Raw genomic sequence first — 19,998 nt, forward strand, 5'->3', positions numbered from 1 at the left:
ATCGGCCGTTTTGTCCGGGTAGCTAGTGATCTATCGGATACCCTTTGGGGTCTATGCGCCTCTCCACCGTCTCCTTTCGGTACACCCGGCGCGGGCCCTGGATTCTTCGCGACGTGGACCTCGACGTCCAGCCCGGTGAAGTGCTGGAGGTGACCGGGCGCAACGGCGCGGGCAAGTCCACGTTCCTGCGGCTGCTGGCCGGAGTGCTGCGGCCAACCGCGGGCTCGATCACCGGCCGTCCCGCGCGGGTCGGCTTCGCGCCGGAGACCTTCCCCGCCGGCCAGCCGTTCACGGCCGCGGCCTACCTTGCCGCGATGGCACGCGTACGCCGGGTCTCCGGGCACGGCGACTGGGCGGACCGGCTGGGCCTCACCCCGCTGCTGGACCGGCCGCTCGGCGAGCTGTCCAAGGGCAGCGCGCACAAGGTCGGGCTCCTCCAGGCGCTGCTCGGCCCGGCGGAGGACCGGCTGCTGATCCTCGACGAGCCGTTCGCCGGGCTGGACGAGCGGGCCAGGGGCGAGCTGGCGATGATCGTCGCCGAGGTGGCGGCGGCCGGGGGCGTCGTGGTGGTCAGCGACCACCAGGGCGACCTGCGCGAGGTGACCGCCCGCCGTACGCTCACCGTGGCCGACACGATGGTCACCGCGGGAGCGGCGGGCGAGCCGGAGGAACCGCTCGCGGTGGTGGAGGTGGTCGCCGCGGCCACGGCCGCCGCCGAACTGGCGGCCCGGCTGCGCGCCGACGGTCACCAGGTCCGCGTGCGGCCCGCGACCGCGGCCCTTCCCGAGGCGGCCGAGACCAAGGAGGGCCCGCGGGTATGACGGTCGCGCTGATCCGGTTCAAGCTGGCCGCCTACACGCGCTCGCACCGGCTGCTGCAGCCCCTCTTCGTCCTCGTCCTGATGCTGATGATCTTCTACGCGGTACGCGCGCCCGCCGACGATGCGGCCGGCAGCTACGCCAACTCCGCCGGGCTGCTGATCGTGGTGTTCGCCTGGGCCGCGCGTGGACTGCTGGACACCGAACCGGACGCACAGCGGGTCGTCTCGATGGCCGCGGCGGGCGGTCCCCGGCGGGAGATCGCCGCCGGGCTCGGCGCGTGCGCCGCGGTGAACGCCGGCCTGGCCGCGCTCGCCATGATCGTCCCGCTGCTGATCGGCTTCCAGGGCGTCCCGCCGGCCGCCATGATCGCGCAGGGCGTGCTGCTGCACCTGCTCGCCGTCGCCACCGGCATCGCCCTCGGCGCGCTGACCAGCCGGCCGATCATGCCGTCGCCCGCCGCGTCGATGCTGGCGCTGTTCGGCGGGTTCGCCGGGCTGCTGCTGGTGAGCTACACCCCGGTGGGGGCCGTGCTCATACCGATCATGCGCTGGATGCGCGCCGCCAACGACGGCACGCTCGGCGCGGACCTGCCGTTGCTCGCGCTGCCCACGCTGCTGTGGTCGGCCGCCGGGCTGGTCGCGTACGCGCTGCTGCGCCGTACCCGGCCCTAGCCGGCGTCTACTCGGCGGGGGTCGCGGCGGCGAGCTGGCCGCAGGCCCCGTCGATCTCCCTGCCCCGGGTGTCGCGCACGGTCACCGGGACGCCGTGCTCTTCCAGGCGGCGGACGAACGCCCGCTCGTCCTGCGGGCGCGAGGCCGTCCACTTCGACCCCGGCGTGGGGTTGAGCGGGATCAGGTTGACGTGCACCAGGTGGTTCTTGATCAGCCGGCCCAGCAGGTCGGCCCGCCACTCCTGGTCGTTGACGTCCTTGATCAGCGCGTACTCGATGGAGACCCGCCGCTTGGTCACCCTGGCGTACTCCCAGGCCGCCTCCAGCACCTCGGCGACCTTCCAGCGGGTGTTGATCGGGACCAGCGTGTCGCGCAGCTCGTCGTCCGGGGCGTGCAGGGACAGCGCGAGCGTGAGCGGCAGCCCCTCGGCCGCCAGCTTGGCGATCGCGGGCACCAGGCCGACCGTGGAGACCGTGATGTTGCGCGCCGAGATGCCGAGGCCGTGCGGGGAGGGATCGGTCATCCGGCGTACCGCCCCGATCACCGCCTTGTAGTTGGCCATCGGCTCGCCCATGCCCATGAACACGATGTTGCTGACCCTGCCGGGACCGCCGGGGACCTCCCCCGCGGCCAGCGCCCGCGCCCCCGCCACGACCTGCTCCACGATCTCGGCGGTGGACATGTTGCGGGTCAGCCCCGCCTGGCCGGTGGCGCAGAACGGGCAGTTCATCCCGCAGCCCGCCTGCGAGGACACGCACATGGTGACCCGCTCGGGGTAGCGCATCAGCACCGACTCGACCATCGCGCCGTCGAACAGCCGCCACAGGGTCTTCCTGGTCATGCCGTCGTCGCAGGTGATCTCCCTGACCGAGGTGAGCAGCGTCGGCAGCAGCTCGGTGGCCAGCCGTTCGCGCGCGGCGGCGGGCAGGTCGGTCATCGCGGCGGGGTCGTGCGTGAGCCGCTCGAAGTAGTGCCGGGAGAGCTGGTCCGCCCGAAACGCCTGCTCGCCCAGCTCGGCCACCGCCGTACGCCGCTCGGCCATCGACAGGTCGGCCAGATGACGGGCGGGCTTGGCGCGGCGCGGGGCGACGAAGGTCAGCCGGGGACGCTCCGGGCTCGCCGTGGCGGATTCGTGCTGCTTTGACGACGTGGATGACGTGGACGACGTGGAGGGCACCGTCTGGACGCTCGCTTTCGACACTGAATTGTCCCGACTTTGTGCCGACATCCCGTGGCCCGGGGCCGGCGTTGATCTAAAGTGCGGTTGTATGGCGACATCCCGTCCGGCAGGCTCCGCGGGCGACCACGGCGGCAGCCGGCGCCGCGCCGTACCGGACGGCGCGGAGGTCCTGCTCACCGACGCCAACCCGTACGGCAGCCGCACGCTGGTGGTCGAACGCGACGAGATCTCCTCAGTAGCTTACCTGTGCGCCCCGGGCGGCGAGGTCCACGGAGCCGTCTGGCTGGCCAACCACCTGCCCGCCCCCGCCGCCGTGGACGCCTCCCGGCTCGACGCGGGCCTGCCGCCGCTGATGCCGCGGGCCAACACCCGCCACCCGGCGGGGCGCCGGCCGCTCGGCGAGTTGTCCGTGCTGTGGTTCGAGGAGGGCGACGGGGCCGCGCTCTACGAGGACGGCGAGCTGCTGGCCGTCATCCCCGGGTGGGCCGACATGGCGCGCGGCATGCCGGGCTACTCGCGTGAGGCCCTCGGCGAGACCTCGTTCGCCTGGGCGCTGGAGGAGGCGATGGAGGGCCTTGCCCCGCGGGTCGCCAAGGCGGCCTCGTACTGGGAGTGGCGCAGGTCGGAGGGCGCGTGGCCGTCGTTCCAGCAGTTCGTGCTCGGACACCTGGACGGACGGGCCGGTACGGCGGGGCGCTACTGGGACGCGAGCGGCGGGCGCCTGCCCACGGTGGGCATCAGCGAACGCCCTCCGGAGCACGGGCGCGACCACACGATCCTGTCCACCGTGGGGATGAGCTGCCAGCGGATGCCCACGGTCGAGCAGTACATCGACCATCCGGAGACCTACGCCCGGATCGAGCTGGCCCTTGCCACCAGGGGCGATCCCAGGGAGGCGGCCAGGCTCTTCCTGTGGCTCGGGCAGTACCCCTGGCACTCGGTCACCTGGCTGGGCCACGGGCACACCGCCAGGTGGTACCACGAACCGGCCACGTTCCCGCTCGGGTCGGACTATCGCGGGGTGATCATGCGTGCTGATCCGCCGGGGATGCCCGATCTGTCGGGGTTCGCCTTCGGTGGCGAGGCCGTGCGCTGGCTCTGGCTCGCCCCGGTGACCGAGGCCGAACTCCACGAGGACGTACGGCTGCCGCCGTCCCGCTTCATCGCTGGATGAACAGCTCCAGCAGCACCCATACCGGGATGAGCGTGACCACCAGCGAGTCGAGGCGGTCCATCATCCCGCCGTGGCCGGGCAGCAGCCTGCCGAGGTCCTTGAGCTGAAGGTCGCGCTTGATGACGGATTCCACCAGATCGCCCGCCGTGGCGAACACGACCACCACCGCGCCGAGCAGCGCGCCCTGCCAGATCGCGCCGGAAAGCAGCCACGACACCAGCCACGCGCCGACGAGCACACAGGCCAGCGCCGAACCGGCGAAGCCCTCCCAGGTCTTCTTCGGGCTGATCTCGGGGGCCATCTTGTGCCGCCCGAACAGCACCCCGGCCGCATAGCCGCCGATGTCGCTGGCGACCGTCACCGCCACGAAGACGACCACGCGGTGCGCGCCGTCCGGGGGTTCCAGCAGGAGTCCCACGAAGCCGGCGAGGAACGCCGGGTAGGCGGCGATGAGGACGCTCGCGGACGCGTCTCTGACGTAGCCGTCGCTCGCGTGCTCGGTGCCGGCGTTCTTGCGGATCATCCGCCAGGCGAGCAACGCGAAGATCGTCACCGCGTAGGCGCCGACCAGGTACGCGGGGCCGCCCCAGTACGCGCCCGCGACCATCGCGGCCAGGCCCGTGAGCACCGGCACCAGCGGCACCTGAATGCCGCGCGTCGCGAACGCCCTTACCAGCTCGATGACCCCGATGCCGACCGCCACGCCGGCGACGAGCAGGAACAACGCCTTGATCGTATAGAGCGAGCCGATGACCAGTGCGGCGAGGACCAGCCCTACGGCGATCGCCGCCGGCAGGTCGCGCCCGCTTCGCCCGGTCACCCTGCCTGCCGTCTCCCCCGCGGCCTGACCGGCCTCCCCGTGGGGTCGCCCCGTCTCGGCGCGGGCATCGGCGGACAGGTCGGCGGGCCGGGTCGCGTCGCCGGAGTCGCCGGCGGGCCGGGTCGCCTTGTCGCCGTCGGCGGCGCCGGGGGTTCTGGAGCCGTCGGCGGCAGATTCCACGCGCGTCTCACTCTCTTACGCACTTCTTCATGGCAGCACCCGGGCCAGGCCGGACCACCGGCGGCCTGCCGGTGTCCGGATCGAGCCGACCGCGTCCGGGCCGGATTCCCCCATCCGGACCAGGCCGTCCGCATCCAAGCCCGGTCAAGGCCGGACATCCGGGCCGGGCCAGGTCATCCACAGCAGACCTGCCCACCGGCCAGATGTCCGTATTGCAGGTTATTGTCCATCCACCAGCCTAGTGTCTGGACAATGCCGGATATCCCGGGGCACCGCCCCCGGCTCCTCCGGCCGTGCATTCACCTCAACAGCCACGAACAACCCGAATGCGTCGTTTCGCCAGAATCGCCACTCCACACCACTGGAACCCCACCGCTCGGCATGCGAAGCCGCCTCACCCGCACCTGCCCAGGCGGGCTGTTCAGCGGGCTCGCCGCTCAGACTATGAGCAGTTCGGATTCCTTGTGCTTGAGCAGCTCGTCGATCTGCGCGACGTGCTTCTGGGTGAGGTCGTCGAGCTCCTTCTCCGCACGCCGTACCTCGTCCTCCCCGGTCTCGCCGTCCTTGACGAGCTTGTCCAGGGCCTCCTTGGCGTGCCGGCGGATGTTGCGCACCGCGACCCGCGCCGCCTCGGCCTTCGACCGGGCGACCTTGATGTACTCCTTGCGGCGCTCCTCGGACAACTCGGGGAAGACCACGCGAATGATCTGTCCGTCGTTGCCCGGGTTCACCCCGAGGTCACTGTCCCGGATCGCCTTCTCGATCGCGCTCATCGCGCCCTTGTCGTAAGGCTGGATGATGACCATCCGGGCCTCCGGCACGTGGAACGACGCCAACTGCTGGACCGGGGTCGGCGTGCCATAGTAGTCGGCGTTGATCTTGTTGAACATCGAGGGCGCGACCCGGCCGGTACGGATGCTCGCGAAGTCCTCCTTCGCGACGGTCACGGCCTTGTCCATTTTTTCCTCGGCTTCGAGGAGAGATTCGTCGATCACAGCGGCTCCCTATTTCGCTGCCCACGAGGGGTGTCGTCCCCGTCTGCGAAGAACCGACCTCCGCGGACCGCGGGCTTGACTTACCTTGCCGGACTCACCAGCGTGCCGATCTTCTCACCGCGGACCGCCCGGAGCACGTTGCCATCCCCCAGCAGGTCGAAGACGACGATGGGCAGTCCGTTGTCCATGCACAGGCTGATCGCGGTGGCGTCCATGACCCCGAGCCCTCTGGTGAGGACCTCCCCGTACTCCAGGTGGTCGAAGCGTACGGCATCGGGATTCTTCCGCGGGTCGGAGTCGTAGACGCCGTCGACCTGCGTGCCCTTCAGCAGCGCCTCGGCCCCGATCTCCAGCGCGCGCTGCGCGGCGCAGGTGTCGGTCGAGAAGAACGGCGAGCCCAGACCCGCACCGAAGATCACCACTCGGCCCTTCTCCAGGTGGCGGATCGCCCTCCTGGGCAGGAAGGGCTCGGCGACCTGCTGCATGGTGATGGCGGTCTGCACGCGGGTCTCCACCCCGCGCTTCTCCAGGAAGTCCTGTAGGGCGAGGCAGTTGATGACCGTGCCCAGCATGCCCATGTAGTCGGCACGGGCACGGTCCATCCCCTGCTGGGAGAGCGTGGCGCCGCGGAACATGTTGCCGCCGCCGACCACCACGGACACCTGTACGCCCTCGCGCACCACCTCGGCGATCGCGTCGGCCAGATGGCCGACCACCACCCCGTCGATGCCCAGCGGCTCCCGGCCGGCGAACGCCTCGCCGGAAAGTTTGAGCATCACACGCTTCCAGCGCAATGGCCCGGAATGCGATGAAACCGCCGACGTAGCGGGTTCGGGGTTCTCCTGCACGACGGCGGCCTCCTCGACTGGGCTGTTCGGGCTGCTAGTAAGACTAAGCCTGTCCCACCTTGTACCGGACGAAGCTCAGCACCTTCACGCCCGCCTCTTCGGCGATCTTGCCGACGCTCTTCTTGCCGTCCTTGACGAACACCTGCTGGAGCAGGGTGAAGTCGCGGTACCAGCCGTTGATCCGGCCGTCCACGATCTTGGGCAGCGCCGCCTCCGGCTTGCCCTCCTCGCGGGTCATCTGCTCGAAGACCGCGCGCTCCTTCTCGATGACGTCGGCCGGCACGCTCTCGGCGTCCAGGTACTTCGGCGCCATCGCCGCGGTGTGCTGCGCGATCTCCTTGGCGACCTCGGCGTTCTGCACGTCGAGCTGGACCAGCACGCCGAGGGTCGGCGGGAGCTGGGGGTCGGTCTTGTGCATGTAGCTGCCGACGTAACCGCCTTCGAGCACGGCGAAGCGGCGGATCTCGATCTTCTCGCCGAGCGCGGCGTTGGTCTCGTCCAGCAGTTCCTTGACCGACTTGCCGCCGACCTGAGAGTCGAGCAGGGCCGGTACGTCGGCCGGCTTGGCGTTGGCGATGTGGTCGACGACCGTGGCCGCGACCTCCTGGAACCGCTCGGACTTGGCCACGAAGTCGGTCTCGCAGTTGAGCTCCAGCAGCGCGGCCAGCGAGTCGCCGACGTGCTTGACGGCGATCAGGCCGTTGGAGGCGGTACGCGCCTCGCGCTTGCCGACGTCCTTGGCGCCCTTGATGCGCAGCAGGTCGACGGCCTTGTCGAAGTCGCCGCCGGCCTCCTCCAGCGCCTTCTTACAGGCCATCATGCCGGCGGCGGTCGCGTCACGGAGCCGCTTGACGTCGGCCATGTTCACAGAAGCCATTGTCTTTCCCTCGTGGGAGTCGTCTGGGAGTCGTCGTGGGACCGGGTGGGCGGCCCCGGCGGCCCGCCCACCCGGGGAGATCCGTTGCCCGGTACGGCCCCGTGCGGGCCGTACCGGAGGGCTCAGCGGAAGGCTCAGCCCTGCTGCTGCTCGGCCTCGCCGGACTCGGCCTGCGCCTCGGTCTGCGGGGCCTCGGCCTGCACTTCGGCCTGCGGAGCCTCGGCCTGCGGGGCCTCGGCCTCGGCGGCGGGAGCCTCCTCCGCGGGGACCTCCTCCGCGGGGGCCTCGGCCTGCGGGGCCGCCTCCGCGCCCTCGGCGGTCGCCGGGGCCTCGTCCTTGGCGGCTTCGCCCTCGGCGCGCTCCAGCAGTTCCCGCTCCCACTCGGCCAGCGGCTCGGCCTGGGCCTGACCGGCCGGCTTCTCGTCGCCGCGACCGGCGCCCGCGCGGGCCATGAGCCCGTCGGCGACGGCGTCGGCGATCACGCGGGTGAGCAGGCTCACCGAGCGGATGGCGTCGTCGTTGCCCGGGATCGGGTAGTCGACCTCATCGGGGTCGCAGTTGGTGTCAAGGATCGCGACGACCGGGATGTTCAGCTTGCGCGCCTCGTTGACGCCGATGTGCTCTTTCTTGGTGTCGACGATCCACACCGCGCTCGGCACCCTGGCCATGTCCCTGATGCCGCCGAGCGTGCGCTCGAGCTTCTCCTTCTCGCGGCGGCGCATCAGGAGCTCCTTCTTGGTGAGGCCGGAACCGGCCACATTGTCGAAGTCGAGCTCCTCCAGCTCCTTGAGGCGCTGGAGCCGCTTGTGCACGGTGGAGAAGTTGGTGAGCATGCCGCCCAGCCAGCGCTGGTTCACGTACGGCATGCCGACGCGCGTGGACTGCTCGGCGATGGCCTCCTGGGCCTGCTTCTTGGTGCCGACGAACAGAATGGTGCCGCCGTGCGCGACCGTCTCCTTGACGAAGTCGTACGCGCGGTCGATGAAGGACAGCGACTTCTGCAGGTCGATGATGTAGATGCCATTGCGCTCGGTGAAGATGAAGCGCTTCATCTTGGGGTTCCAGCGGCGGGTCTGGTGACCGAAGTGAACGCCGCTTTCGAGAAGCTGTCGCATGGTGACGACGGGAGCCATGGTGCCTCCTGGTCGGGGCGCCCATCACTGGGCGCGGTCTCGGTTTCGCGGCAGCCGTACGGCTACCGCCCTGGCGGCCCCGCGCCGTTCCAACCGGACTCACATCCGGACCGAGAGAACGGCGTCGCTGCTGGGCGCGCGTAGTCGGCCTGCGGGCACAGGCCACGCAAAGTGTACCTGACCACACCGCGTCAGCCGGTCTTACCGCCACACCGCACCCCGCCCCCTCCCCGGACCGCTCAGCGGGACCGCACGTCGTACCACCGGCACGCGCCGTCAGGCCACCGACCGACCCGCTCACCAAGACGGCAGGTCAAAACTCCCGCCACCCCCACAAACCACCACCCCGCCAGACCGCCGTTCGAGCCACCGACGAACCTTCCGATCACCCCACCGCACCACCGAACCGCCCCGCCAGACCGCCCGAACCAACCATCTGGCCGGCCCCCTATCGGGGCCGCAAACCAGCAGCCAGCCCAACACGACCACTTGAGTCACACCCCTGGCCAAACCACCGAACAGACCCACCAGCCGACCAGATCACCCACCCGAACCGCCTACCGGGACCGCACATCACCCCCAGCCACCATCAGCACCCCACCGACCGACCCAACAGCACGACCCGGCAACCCCCGCAACAGACCACCAACCAGCCCAACCAGGCCAACCAGGCCACCAGACCCGACCAGCGGATCACGCCCCCGGCCAAACCGCTGAACAGACCCACCAGCCCGCCAGATCACCCAGCCGAACCGCCTAGCGGGACCGCACATCACCCCCCAGCCACCACCGGCACCCCACCGACCGACCCACCCAACAAAACGACCCGGCAACCCCCGCAACAGACCACCAACCAGCCGACCAGATCACGCCACCGACCGATCCGCCCAGCAGGACGGCAGATCACCCCCGGCCAATCCACCGACCCACCGATCAGCACCCAGCCGGACCCACTTGGCCGACCCGGCGGGTCACACCCTGGCCAAGCCACCAGGCAGACCCGTCAACCGACCCCCACCAAGCTGACGGTCAAGTTCCATCCAGGCCACCCGACCGGACCGCTCAGGCGGGCCGCAGGTCGTGCCGTGACCAGAGCAGCGGCCAGGCTATTCGTCGAGCCGCTGATCAGGCTGCACATCGTGCTGCCGGTCGGGCCGCGCGCCGTGGACCTCGGTCGGCAGGCCGGGCGTCCGGCGCTCCGCCCTGGGGAAGAGGTTGATCTGCGCTTCGGCGATCCTGGCCCCCGTCGTCGCGTCGGCCCTGGCCCTGACGCTCACCCGATAGGGAGCGATCAGCTCCTCGATCCTCTTCGCCAGCGCTTTCAACTCCTCCGCGTCCACCAGCAGAATCGAACGCATCCAGATGGCCGCGTCCCGCCACTCGACGGCCTCCCTCTCCCGCTGCGCCAGTGCCCGCGAGACCTCGTCGTCGGCACTCGCCCGGAACGCCCTGATCAGCAGGTCCTTCGCCGCCCGCACCTCCGGCTCGTCCTCCGGCTCGGGGGTGACCGACATCCCCCGGTCGCGGGCCTGCCACACGCGCTCCCGGCCGTCGCCGCGCGGCGGCGCGTCCTCCACGAAGCCGTACTTCGCCAGCATTCGCAGGTGGTAGCTGGCCGCACTGGGGGTCACCCCAACCACTTCGGCGACCTCGGTCGCCGTCGCCGCGCCCTCGATCTGCAGCCGGGTCAGCATGGCCAAGCGGGCCGGATGCGCGAGGGCGCGCATCGCCTTCGGATCGCTGAGTGCCATCGGCCGGTCCCCCGTCATGTGCAAACCGTACCCGTCCGCCGATCTGAAGCGTTGCCTTCGTAATCATGAAGCGTTATCTTCACAACTATGAAGGATACCTTTCACGATCCACCGCGTCCGGACCCGGCCACCGCCCCCACCCCCGAGCCACCACTCAGAAAGCAACGCGACTACCGCCTCTACTGGACCGCGCGGACGATCTCGCTCAGCGGTTCGGAGGTCTCCCGCCTGGCCATCCCGCTCACCGCGGCGGCGCTGCTCGGCAGTTCGTCCTTCGAGATGGGCGCGCTGACGGCCGCGTCGACGCTCCCGCATCTGCTGTTCGGGCTGGTCGCCGGCGTGGCCGCGGACCGGATGGCCCGGCGCAAGCCCTTGATGATCGGCTGCGAGCTGGTGGCCGCGGCCACGGCCGCCACCGTGCCGCTGTTCTGGTACCTGGGCATACTGTCGGTGCCCTACCTGCTCACGGTGGCCTTCGTGGTCGGGGCCTGCACGGTCGTCTTCCGGGCGGCCGACTTCCCGTACCTGCTCGCCGCCGTACCCCCGTCCCAGCGCACCGAGGCCATCGCCGGGGCCCAGGCCACGCAGTCCGTCGCCTCGGTCGGCGGCCCGGGCCTGGGCGGCGTGCTGGTACAGGCGCTCAGCGCGCCGCTCGCCGTACTCGCGGAGGCCATAGCCTTCCTGATCTCCGCGGCGCTGCTGCGCTCGATACGGGCCACCGAGCGGCACACCCCCGCCGCCCCCCAGGGCATGTGGCGCGACATCAAGTACGGCCTGCACCTGAGCCTCGTCAACCCGATCCTGCGCGCTCTCCTCGGCGCCGGCGCCACGCACAACTTCTTCGCCAGCGCCTACATAGCGATCTTCATGCTCTATGCCCTCAACGAGCTGGACCTGCCGTCTGGACTGATCGGCGGCCTCACCGCCTGTTTCGGGATCGGCGGCATCCTCGGCGCGATCATCGTCCCGCGCCTGGTCCACCGCTACGGCAACGAACGCGTACTGCTCGGCTCGGTCCTGCTCTTCCCCAGCGACTATGTGGTCGTGGCCCTCACCGGCGGTTCCCTGCCGGTCAAGGCCGCGCTGCTCGGCTCGGCCGCCATCGCCATGGGCATCGTCATCATCTCATTCGCGACCTGCATGAACACGCTGATGGCACGCGAGACGCCGCCCGAGTACATCGGCCGCGTCAGAGCCACCTCGGCCTTCGCGACCCAAGGCGTCCTCACCGTAGGCGGCCTGGTCGGCGGCGTACTCGGCGAACTCTTCGGCCTCCGCCCGGTGATCTGGATCTGCGCCGCGGGCGGCCTCCTCGCCATTCCCTGCATCTGGCTCTCCCCGCTCCGCCACGCCCCGCGCCCGTGACCCTCTGCATCCTCCTGCTCCTGTGGACAACGCCGCTTCGCCATCCACAGAATCCCGTTCACCCGCTCCTCGCCCCCGCCCCATCGGCCACCCTTACGCAGGTGAACCACACCGCCAGAACACGCCGTCCCCCGTCCGCACCCAACATCCCGCCGGTGCCCCATCCCCACCACCCGGCCTCGCCCGAGATCAACGTTCCTGCTCCCCGCCCCCGCCGTGCCTGCCGCCCCATCCAGCGAACACACGCCCCTCCGCTGTCATCAGCCCGCCACCGCCGCCTGTCCACGGTTGCCGTGCTGATCGTCCTCGCCACCTGCCTGCCCGCCCCCGCGGCGACCGGCGCTGCCACCGCCGCCGCACCCACATCGGCATGGACATGGCCCGTGACAGGGCGGCCGAGAATCCTGCGGCACTTCGCGCCTCCCGCGCAGCCCTGGCTCGCCGGGCATCGAGGCGTCGATCTCCAGGCCGCTCCGGGCGACACGATCCGGTCCCCCGGACCTGGCACCGTGGGCTTCGCCGGGCCGGTGGGAGGGCGGGGGGTGGTCACCGTCCTCCACGAAGGCGGGCTGCGAAGCACCTACCTGCCGGTCCGGGCGCGAGTACGGCGCGGCCAGCCGGTGACCGCCGGCGACGTGCTCGGCGTCATCGAGGAGCCAGAGCAGTCGCCGACCGGCGGCCCCGCCCACTGCCCGGTCTCCTGCCTGCACTGGGGACTGCGCAGCGGCACCGACTATCTCGACCCGCTGCTGCTCATGGGGCTCGCCCCGGTGCGGCTGCTCCCGCTGTGGCCGCCGTCCTCCTCAAGCTCGGGGATGCGCCTGCCGGTAGGCGCTCCGGAGCCGGTCGATGGACACATGAGTGTAGATCTGAGTGGTGTTGAGTGAGGCGTGCCCCAGGATCTCCTGAACACTGCGGAGGTCCGCCCCGCCCTCCAGCAGGTGGGTGGCCGCCGTGTGCCGCAACCCGTGCGGGCCCATGTCGGGAGCGCCCTCCACCGCGGCCAGCCGGGTGTGCACGACCCGCCGTACCGTCCCCGGGTCGATACGCCCTCCCCTGGTCCCGAGGAACAACGCCGGCCCGCTCCGCTCCCGGAGCCACAGCGGCCTCCCCTGCACGCACCAGGCGTCCAGTGCCTGCATCGCCGGAGCCCCGAACGGCACCGTACGCTCCTTGCCGCCTTTGCCGAGCACCCGCAACGTCCGGCGGTCGCGATCGACATCGTCCACGTCAAGCGCGCACAGCTCACTGACCCGGATCCCGGTGCCGTAGAGCACTTCCATGATCGCCTGATCGCGCAGCCTCTTCGGCCCCTCCCCTTCAGGCCCGTCGAGTACGGCTCGCGCCTCGTCCTGCCCGAGCACCGCGGGCAGCGTCCGCCCGGCCTTGGCCGTGCCCAGCAACAGCCCGGGGTCATCGGCCAGCCAGCCCCGCCGATGGGCGAACGTGGAGAACACCCGCGCACACGCCGTCCTGCGTGCCAGCGTCGCCCGCGCGAGCCCCGCCCGATGCTGCTCAGCGAGCCAGGCCCGCAGCGCCACGATGTCCAGCCCCGCCAGGTTCTCCGCACCGCCCGCCCGCAGATGCCCCATCAACCCCGCAAGATCGGTCATATAGGCCCGCACCGTGTGCTCAGAATGCCCCCGCTCCAACCGCAGGTACCGCTCGAACTCCCCCGCCACCTCATCCAGCCCCGGAACACCCACCCCGGGACCCTCCCCAAGCACATCCACCATCCCCTCTTACCCAATCGACCTCCTCCACAGCATGGCGAATGAAGGCATCCGAGCCGGAATGCGCCGGAGCAGCAACACAAACCGGCAGGCCATGGTGGCCTGACAGCGTCAAATACCGGGAAGCGTGACCGTGATGTCGAGCCCGCCCCCGGGTCTGGGGTGGGCGGCGAGCATGCCGCCGTTAGTCGTGGCGATCGCCGAGACCATGGACGACCCCCTTGAAACTTCGGGTACGGAAAGGCTCGAACAAGCCGGTCGTGATCTCGGGCGGAACAAGGCACCCTGAGTCGGCGACCCGTACGCTGGCCCGGCCGGGCGAGCCCCCCGTCGTGATGTTCATCCAGCCGCCGGGGGACACTGCGGCGGATGGCGTTGTCGACGAGATTGCTCACCAGCGGTTCCAGCAGCCCGTGGTCGCCCAATGCGCGGGCGGGCGCCAGGTAGTGAGCAACGCCCGCCTGGTCGGTACCGAGGTCGTCCAGCACGCCCCGGACCAGCGCCGCGAGGTCCGCAGGCCCAGGCCTTTCGATCCGTTCCCCGCCGTTCACCAGGACCGGCAGGCTCTCGATGAGACGCCGGTGGCGTTCCGTGGCCGCCTGCACCTTCACCGCCATCCGGCACATCGACGCAACGGCCGGCACCGGGTCGGCCGCTCGCTGAACGGTCAGCGGTGTGCAGAGTTCATGAGAGGGGTTCGCGACGTCCCCGACGCACGGTGGCCCATGAGCCTAGGTGGCCCCTGAGCCCGTTGATGTCTGAGCGACGCGGTAGCGCATGGGCACGGTACTTCCCGGACTGGCTCTGTTGGTGGGAACCGACAGCGAATGGACGCGGGAGCTGACAGCGCACGCCCAGGCCGCCCCTCCTTGTCGCTGAGTTTTGACAGCGGTCCGCGCGGGGCCGGGAGCTGGACGTACGGCGGCCAGTTGCTCCCGGCGCTGCCGGTTCTCGCCAACATTCCGCCGAATCGAAGATCGCCGAGCGCTGCCAGAACTCGCGAACATCCGCTGCTACTCCGCTCTGACATAGCCACCGGACTCGAGATGATCCCGCAACCACGAGGATGCACAGCCACAGTGATCCCGCAGCCCACACTCGCCCGTCCACGCATCAGCGACCATCGCACACGACCCGCAGTACTCCCCGGACTCGAAGTAACCCCGCAACCACGAGGATGGGTAGTGCCCAGGCAGCGGTGGATCTTACGGGATCGAGCCCCGGGCGAGCGCTAGGACCTGCGTAAAGGTGATCTCACCTGGCACCGCCCGAAGCGGTGAAGCCGCCGAGGGGGTTCAGGCGGGCTGTACCAGGCACAGGGCCTCCCAGTGGTGGCCGTCGAGGTCGGTGAAGGCCCGCTGGTAGCGGCCGAAGGACTCGCGGGCCTCGCCCACCGGCTCGGCTCCTGCCGACACCGCCCGAGGATGCGCAGCCGCGGTGGTCCCGTGGCCCACGCTGGTCCGTCGACGCATGAGCGGCGGTGGCACATGGTCTGCGTTGCTCCCCGGACTCGGGGGAGTCCCGTGATGTCCCCGGTGGTTCTGAGTCGCGGTGGTGGGTGGCCGCGATGGGGTGTGGGGGCATGGCGCTTCCCGGGTGGGTGGAGTTCATGGGCGTGTGGTGGGGTTTGGGCTTTGTTGGGTCAGCGGCGGTCGCGGAGGCGCCAGCCTTGGCGGCCGTGTTGGACGTAGCCGGCGGCGGCGAGGGCGCCGAGGCGGCTCAGGGCCGTTTGGAGGTCGATGCCTGCTGTGACGGCGATGGTGGCGGGGCCTGCTCCGGGGCCTCGGGAGGGGATGGCGTCGAGGACCGCGCGCGCCTCGGGGCTGAGGCTGTCCAAGGGGATGACCGTGCCCTTGGGTTCCGGGGCGAGGTCGGCTCCGATCGCGCCGATGAGGTCGAGGACCTCGGCGGCGTTCGTGACGCACTGGGCCTTGCCCTGCCGCAGCAGTGCGTGGCACCCGGCCGAACTCTCGGAGGTGACCGGCCCCGGCACCGCGCCGACGTGGCGGTGCAGGGTTAGGGCGTGGTTGACGGTGTTCAGTGCGCCACTGCGCAGGGCTGCCTCCGCGACGACGGTGCCCCTGGACAGCGCCGCGATGAGCCGGTTGCGGATCAGGAAGCGGCTTCGCGTCGGGTGGGCCCCCGGCGGAGACTCGCTGATCAGGACGCCCCGCTCGCGTATGACGGCGAAGAGGTCATGATGGCCGGACGGATAGCAGTAGTCGGTGCCGCAGGCGAGAACCGCGACCGTGGGCGCCTCCGCGGTCAGGGCGCCGCGGTGCGCCGCGCTGTCCACGCCGTACGCCCCGCCGGATATCACCGTCCAGCCTTCCTGGCCCAGCTCGGCGCCCATGGCGGACGCGACGTGGACACCGTACGGCGTCGCCGCGCGCGCCCCCACGATGGCGACCGAACGCAGACAGGAGAAGCGCAGGTCGGCCGCGCCTTCCACCCACAGCCCCGTCGGGCGGCCCACCCCCAGATCGTCGAGCTGGGACGGCCATTCGATGTCACCGGGGACCACCAGCCGGGCTCCCCGTTCATGGCCCGCGAGCACGTCGCGTACCGGATCGGCCGCCAGCAACCGCGTCCGCCACCCTGTCACCTTCGCCTGCACATCGCGCAAAGTGCGGCCACGATCGTGCGCCAGCCGGCCACCGATCTCGGCGGTCAGCGCGCCTTCGCGGATCTGGGCCAGCGCCTCCACCGGCCCGCACACCTCGATGAGCCGGCCGAGCAGCGGATCTCCGGACTCCCCCGCGCGCATCAGCGCCGCTCTGGCCAGCCTGGTCTCGTCCGCGAGGGGCGCGGCACCGGACGGCTCGGTCATTGGCCGACCCCCAGCCACAGCGCGAGCGCCGCACTGGTCTCCTCGGCTTCCGGATGCTCCTTGCCCGCCAGGTCGGCGAGCGTCCATGCCACCCGGGTCACCCGGTCGAGCCCGCGAGCGCTCAGGGAACCGTTGTCGATGCACGCGGTGAGGGGCCGCATCGCCTCCTCAGGGGGCCGTAGATCGCCGTGCAGGGCACTTGCGGGGATCTCGGAGTTGGTGCGCCAGGGCGTGCCGCCCAGCCGCTGGGCGGCACGCTCGCGGGCCTGTAGGACCCGTTCGCGCACGACGCCGCTGGGTTCGGCGAACCGGCGGTCGGCCATCAGCTCCCGCCGAGTGGAGCGGGCCACGGAGACCTTCACGTCGATCCGGTCGAGCAGCGGCCCGGAAAGACGCGCGAGATAACGCCGTTTCACCGTGGGCGTGCACTGGCAGGGCTCAGACGGGCTCGCCGGCTGGGCGCACGGGCACGGATTGGCCGCGAGAACCAGCATGAAACGGGCGGGGAAGGTGGTCGTGCCGGCGGCGCGCGAGACCGTGACCGTGCCGGACTCCAGCGGCTGGCGCAGGGAGTCCAGGACGGACGTCGCGAACTCGGGTGCCTCGTCGAGGAACAGCACGCCACGGTGGGCCATCGAGACCGCGCCCGGACGGGGCACGGAGGTGCCGCCCCCGACGACGGCGGCGACGGTCGCGGTGTGGTGCGGACTGACGAACGGCGGGCCGGCGAGCAGTGGTTGCCCGGCCGGCAGTGCCCCGGCGATGGAGTGGATGGCGGTGACCTCAAGGGCCTGCTCGTACTCCAGCGGCGGAAGCAGTGTGGGCAGCCGCTCGGCCAGCATCGTCTTGCCCGTGCCCGGCGGGCCGAGCATCCAGAGGTTGTGACCGCCGGCGGCGCACACCTCAAGCGCCTTTCGCCCCATCGGCTGGCCCGCGACGTCTTTCAGATCGGGCGCGGGACGCTGGGACGCCTGCGACGGCTCCGCGCTCTGCGGGGAGGCCGGATCGTCGCACTGCGGCGGGCGGGCCGGGTCTCCCTCCCGCAGCCACTCCACGAGCTGGCGCAGGTGCTGCACGGGGATCACCCGCACACCTGGGACGAGGCCCGCCTCGGCGGCATTGCCCGCGGGAACGACCACGCTGGCGGCCCCCGCCTCGGCCGCCGCGACGATGGAAGGAAGAATCCCCCTGACCACGCGGACCCGCCCGTCGAGCCCCAGCTCTCCGAGGAAGAACGGCTCGGCGATCCGCTCGCCCGGCACCACGCCGGCCGCGCCGAGCAGGCTCATCGCGATGGCGAGGTCGAACTGGCTGCCTCGTTTGGGGAGGCTCGCCGGGAACAGGCTGACGGTGACGCGGGTCTCGGGCCAGCCGTACCGGCTGTTGATGACGGCGGACCGGACACGGTCGCGGGCCTCGCTGAGCGCGGTGTCGAGCAGGCCGATCAGGTGGATGCCGGGAAGGCCGTTGGAGATGTCGGCCTCGATTTCAATGACGTGGCCGGTGACGCCGATCAGGGCGACGCACCGGGTACGGGCGACCGCCATTCAGGACACCCCCCGCTCGTGGTGGATGGAGTAGGCCCGTCCGAACCGCTCCAGAGCGACGACGTCGACGCGCACCGCGTCGAACCGCTCGCTCTGGCCCGCCAGCCATCGGCCCGCGAGTAACCGCAGGCGTAGCAACTTGAGCGGATTGACCGCCTCCAGCGCGGTGCCGTGGGTGCGGCCGGACCGGGTCTTGACCTCCACCACGACCAGCGCCCGGCCGTCCCGCGCGACGATGTCTATCTCTCCTTCCCTGCAGCGCCAGTTGCGTGCCAGGACCTCCCAGCCACGCGCCTGCAGGAAATCTGCGGCGATCTGTTCGCCGTGCTTGCCCAACTCATCCTTGGCCGCCATGACAACCACCTCCGACCCCGAGCATCTCTCGCCCACGCCGGCCGGAAAGGCACCGAACCACGTTCTGTGGATAACCCGGCACACTGCGTCACCACGCCCTGTGGACAACTGCCCCTTGGGAGCGCGGGGTCGCCGCTCCCTAGATGGGACCGTCGGCGTGAGGCGCCTCTCGCATTCCGAGAGCATCCGGACGTCGGCGGGCAGAGGGTACGGCGGCGGCTGGGAGATGCCGAATGCCTCGATATCTGCGGCCTGGGAGCGAGCGGCCTGCACGACGGGATGGAAATCTTCGGGCGGACGGTGTCCCCGAACCACGCACTGGATGTCATGAGGAGCGGGCGTCACGGCAGGCAGGGAGCCTCGCGTGGAGGGCGGATTGAGCCTGCACCCCCGGCGGGAAACCCAATGTGAGCGACCGACCGACGCGGGCGTTCGGTGTCATGGCCGGGCGGCCCTGGATGGTGGGGTGGGAAGCCTCGGGGGTGGCATCCCGAAGGTGGGTGGTCGGGGGCGAGGGGGTGCGGCTCTGGTTGGGCGTGTGCTGGGCGGCGGGGGTCCGCCGTGGTGCTGGGGCCTGGTCCTCGGGGCAGGAGGAAAGGGCCTGGGCCGGGAGGTGGCCAGGAAGTCTCTGGGATCGGGGGTCAGGAGGAGAAGCCCTCCTTGGGCATTTCGAGGTCGGGCTTGGCGAGTTCTTCGACGTTGACGTCCTTGAAGGTGACGACACGGACGTTCTTCACGAACCTCGCCGGGCGGTACATGTCCCAGACCCAGGCGTCCTGCATCTTCACGTCGAAGAAGACGTCGCCGTTCTCGGCCGTGCGCACATCCAGGTCCACGGAGTTGGTGAGATAGAACCGCCGCTCGGTCTCCACGACGTAGGTGAACAGACCCACGACGTCGCGATATTCACGGTAGAGCTGCAGCTCCATCTCGGTCTCATACTTTTCGAGATCTTCTGCGCTCATCCCGTCCTCCTGTCACGTGCCTCCCGGGCCGCCCCTTCAGACGACACCGGCCCCCACTTCATTCTCACCCATCTCGCTACCCAGCCCGGAACGCGCCACCGTGACGAAGGAGAAACGATGTTGCGGACAAGGGCCGTGGTTGGCGAGGGCAAGTCGGTGACCCGGGGTGACATACCCCTTGTGTACGGCAAAACCGTATTCGGGATGTTGCTCGTCCAGTGCCGTCATGATGCGGTCCCTCGTCACCTTGGCCACGATGGAGGCGGCCGCGACGCAGGCCGCGACCTGGTCGCCCTTCCAGATGGCCAGGGCGGGGGCGGGCAGTCCGGGCACCGGGAAGCCGTCGGTGAGGATGTAGCCAGGGTCGCAGGCGAGCCGGGCGACCGCGCGGCGCATGCCGGCGATGTTGCACTTGTGCAGGCCGCGCGTGTCGATCTCCTCCGGCGAAATGATCACCGTGGCGACGCCCTTGGCGGTGGCGAGGATGCGGTCGTACAGGGCCTCGCGTACGGCCGGCGTCACCAGCTTGGAGTCGCACAGCCCGTCGATCTGCCTGCCAAGGACCACGGAGGCCACCACCAGCGGCCCGGCGCAGGCCCCACGGCCCGCCTCGTCCACCCCGGCGATGGGGGTGAAGCCCCGCCGCGCCAGCGCCCTTTCGTAGGCGTAGAGGCCCGAATCCCGCCGTACGACGCTCGGCCTCGGGCGGTACGCCGGCGCGGAGATGCGCGACACAACAGTCATGACAGCATCG

At 70.7% G+C, this 19,998-nt stretch carries 18 protein-coding genes; 5 read left to right on the forward strand and 13 right to left on the reverse strand.

Annotated elements, in window-relative coordinates; translation table 11 throughout:
- Positions 1-53: 53 nt before the first annotated feature.
- Positions 54-821, forward strand: a complete 768-nt coding sequence (locus ACH34R_RS27375) for an ATP-binding cassette domain-containing protein (protein ID WP_397564399.1) — start codon at positions 54-56, stop codon at positions 819-821.
- A complete protein-coding gene (locus ACH34R_RS27380) occupies positions 818-1,492 on the forward strand; it encodes a hypothetical protein (RefSeq protein WP_397564400.1) in 675 nt (224 codons plus the stop codon). The genes ACH34R_RS27375 and ACH34R_RS27380 overlap by 4 nt, the downstream gene beginning before the upstream one ends.
- 7 nt (positions 1,493-1,499) lie before the next feature.
- On the opposite strand, the gene rlmN is transcribed toward ACH34R_RS27380, so the two are convergent.
- A complete protein-coding gene (rlmN, locus tag ACH34R_RS27385; protein WP_397564612.1) occupies positions 1,500-2,591 on the reverse strand; it encodes a 23S rRNA (adenine(2503)-C(2))-methyltransferase RlmN in 1,092 nt (363 codons plus the stop codon).
- Between the two features lie 169 nt (positions 2,592-2,760).
- On the opposite strand from rlmN, the gene ACH34R_RS27390 reads away from it, so the two are divergent.
- A complete protein-coding gene (locus ACH34R_RS27390) occupies positions 2,761-3,846 on the forward strand; it encodes a suppressor of fused domain protein (RefSeq protein ID WP_397564401.1) in 1,086 nt (361 codons plus the stop codon).
- Here ACH34R_RS27390 and ACH34R_RS27395 read toward each other — a convergent pair.
- The 6 genes from ACH34R_RS27395 to ACH34R_RS27420 form a co-directional block, all read right to left on the reverse strand.
- Positions 3,833-4,846 (reverse strand): phosphatidate cytidylyltransferase, encoded by a 1,014-nt coding sequence (locus ACH34R_RS27395; RefSeq protein ID WP_397564402.1) that lies wholly within the window; start codon positions 4,844-4,846, stop codon positions 3,833-3,835. The genes ACH34R_RS27390 and ACH34R_RS27395 overlap by 14 nt on opposite strands.
- Positions 4,847-5,283: 437 nt before the next feature.
- The gene (frr, locus tag ACH34R_RS27400; RefSeq protein WP_397564403.1) at positions 5,284-5,841 is read right to left on the reverse strand and encodes a ribosome recycling factor; all 558 of its coding nucleotides are present in this window, start codon (positions 5,839-5,841) and stop codon (positions 5,284-5,286) included.
- An 80-nt stretch (positions 5,842-5,921) separates the two neighbouring features.
- Positions 5,922-6,617: a UMP kinase gene (pyrH, locus tag ACH34R_RS27405; protein ID WP_225878719.1), complete on the reverse strand. Its 696-nt coding sequence runs from the start codon at positions 6,615-6,617 to the stop codon at positions 5,922-5,924.
- A gap of 115 nt (positions 6,618-6,732) precedes the next feature.
- Positions 6,733-7,566: a translation elongation factor Ts gene (tsf, locus tag ACH34R_RS27410; protein ID WP_397564404.1), complete on the reverse strand. Its 834-nt coding sequence runs from the start codon at positions 7,564-7,566 to the stop codon at positions 6,733-6,735.
- A gap of 134 nt (positions 7,567-7,700) precedes the next feature.
- Positions 7,701-8,699, reverse strand: coding sequence for a 30S ribosomal protein S2 (gene rpsB / locus ACH34R_RS27415; protein WP_397564406.1), 999 nt, complete (start codon positions 8,697-8,699; stop codon positions 7,701-7,703).
- Between the two features lie 1,106 nt (positions 8,700-9,805).
- Positions 9,806-10,468 (reverse strand): ArsR/SmtB family transcription factor, encoded by a 663-nt coding sequence (locus tag ACH34R_RS27420; protein WP_397564407.1) that lies wholly within the window; start codon positions 10,466-10,468, stop codon positions 9,806-9,808.
- A gap of 69 nt (positions 10,469-10,537) precedes the next feature.
- Between ACH34R_RS27420 and ACH34R_RS27425 the strand changes: the two genes are divergently transcribed.
- Together ACH34R_RS27425 and ACH34R_RS27430 are read left to right on the forward strand one after the other, a co-directional pair.
- Entirely contained in the window at positions 10,538-11,815 is a 1,278-nt protein-coding gene (locus tag ACH34R_RS27425) for an MFS transporter (RefSeq protein WP_397564408.1), read from the forward strand.
- Positions 11,816-11,970: 155 nt separating this feature from the next.
- Positions 11,971-12,702, forward strand: a complete 732-nt coding sequence (locus ACH34R_RS27430; protein WP_397564410.1) for a murein hydrolase activator EnvC family protein — start codon at positions 11,971-11,973, stop codon at positions 12,700-12,702.
- Here ACH34R_RS27430 and ACH34R_RS27435 read toward each other — a convergent pair.
- From ACH34R_RS27435 to ACH34R_RS27460, 6 genes are all read right to left on the reverse strand, one after another.
- The gene (locus tag ACH34R_RS27435) at positions 12,619-13,551 is read right to left on the reverse strand and encodes a tyrosine recombinase XerC (protein WP_397564412.1); all 933 of its coding nucleotides are present in this window, start codon (positions 13,549-13,551) and stop codon (positions 12,619-12,621) included. The two genes, ACH34R_RS27430 and ACH34R_RS27435, sit on opposite strands and share 84 nt — an antisense overlap.
- Positions 13,552-15,190: 1,639 nt before the next feature.
- Complete coding sequence (dprA, locus tag ACH34R_RS27440; RefSeq protein ID WP_397564414.1) at positions 15,191-16,378, reverse strand: DNA-processing protein DprA; 1,188 nt, start codon at positions 16,376-16,378, stop codon at positions 15,191-15,193.
- Positions 16,375-17,925, reverse strand: coding sequence for a YifB family Mg chelatase-like AAA ATPase (locus ACH34R_RS27445; RefSeq protein ID WP_397564415.1), 1,551 nt, complete (start codon positions 17,923-17,925; stop codon positions 16,375-16,377). The genes dprA and ACH34R_RS27445 overlap by 4 nt, the downstream gene beginning before the upstream one ends.
- Positions 17,926-18,279, reverse strand: a complete 354-nt coding sequence (locus tag ACH34R_RS27450; protein ID WP_397564417.1) for a YraN family protein — start codon at positions 18,277-18,279, stop codon at positions 17,926-17,928. It abuts the gene before it with no gap.
- Positions 18,280-18,920: 641 nt separating this feature from the next.
- Positions 18,921-19,244: a DUF2469 domain-containing protein gene (locus ACH34R_RS27455; protein WP_030511723.1), complete on the reverse strand. Its 324-nt coding sequence runs from the start codon at positions 19,242-19,244 to the stop codon at positions 18,921-18,923.
- Positions 19,245-19,280: 36 nt separating this feature from the next.
- On the reverse strand, positions 19,281-19,988 hold the full coding sequence (locus ACH34R_RS27460) for a ribonuclease HII (protein ID WP_397564418.1): 708 nt from the start codon (positions 19,986-19,988) through the stop codon (positions 19,281-19,283).
- Positions 19,989-19,998: the final 10 nt, after the last annotated feature.

Origin of the sequence: Spongiactinospora sp. 9N601 (genome assembly GCF_044326295.1) — a bacterium.
Taxonomy (GTDB): domain Bacteria; phylum Actinomycetota; class Actinomycetes; order Streptosporangiales; family Streptosporangiaceae; genus Spongiactinospora; species Spongiactinospora gelatinilytica.

Excerpts from the sequence above, each read along its gene's own strand:
- ACH34R_RS27375 (WP_397564399.1), top strand. The coding sequence starts at position 54 with ATGCGCCTCTCCACCGTCTCCTTTCGGTACACCCGGCGCGGGCCCTGG.
- ACH34R_RS27380 (WP_397564400.1), top strand. The coding sequence starts at position 818 with ATGACGGTCGCGCTGATCCGGTTCAAGCTGGCCGCCTACACGCGCTCG.
- ACH34R_RS27390 (WP_397564401.1), top strand. The coding sequence starts at position 2,761 with ATGGCGACATCCCGTCCGGCAGGCTCCGCGGGCGACCACGGCGGCAGC.
- pyrH (WP_225878719.1), bottom strand. The coding sequence starts at position 6,617 with ATGCTCAAACTTTCCGGCGAGGCGTTCGCCGGCCGGGAGCCGCTGGGC.
- tsf (WP_397564404.1), bottom strand. The coding sequence starts at position 7,566 with ATGGCTTCTGTGAACATGGCCGACGTCAAGCGGCTCCGTGACGCGACC.
- rpsB (WP_397564406.1), bottom strand. The coding sequence starts at position 8,699 with ATGGCTCCCGTCGTCACCATGCGACAGCTTCTCGAAAGCGGCGTTCAC.
- ACH34R_RS27420 (WP_397564407.1), bottom strand. The coding sequence starts at position 10,468 with ATGACGGGGGACCGGCCGATGGCACTCAGCGATCCGAAGGCGATGCGC.
- ACH34R_RS27425 (WP_397564408.1), top strand. The coding sequence starts at position 10,538 with ATGAAGGATACCTTTCACGATCCACCGCGTCCGGACCCGGCCACCGCC.
- ACH34R_RS27435 (WP_397564412.1), bottom strand. The coding sequence starts at position 13,551 with ATGGTGGATGTGCTTGGGGAGGGTCCCGGGGTGGGTGTTCCGGGGCTG.
- dprA (WP_397564414.1), bottom strand. The coding sequence starts at position 16,378 with ATGACCGAGCCGTCCGGTGCCGCGCCCCTCGCGGACGAGACCAGGCTG.
- ACH34R_RS27445 (WP_397564415.1), bottom strand. The coding sequence starts at position 17,925 with ATGGCGGTCGCCCGTACCCGGTGCGTCGCCCTGATCGGCGTCACCGGC.
- ACH34R_RS27450 (WP_397564417.1), bottom strand. The coding sequence starts at position 18,279 with ATGGCGGCCAAGGATGAGTTGGGCAAGCACGGCGAACAGATCGCCGCA.
- ACH34R_RS27455 (WP_030511723.1), bottom strand. The coding sequence starts at position 19,244 with ATGAGCGCAGAAGATCTCGAAAAGTATGAGACCGAGATGGAGCTGCAG.
- ACH34R_RS27460 (WP_397564418.1), bottom strand. The coding sequence starts at position 19,988 with ATGACTGTTGTGTCGCGCATCTCCGCGCCGGCGTACCGCCCGAGGCCG.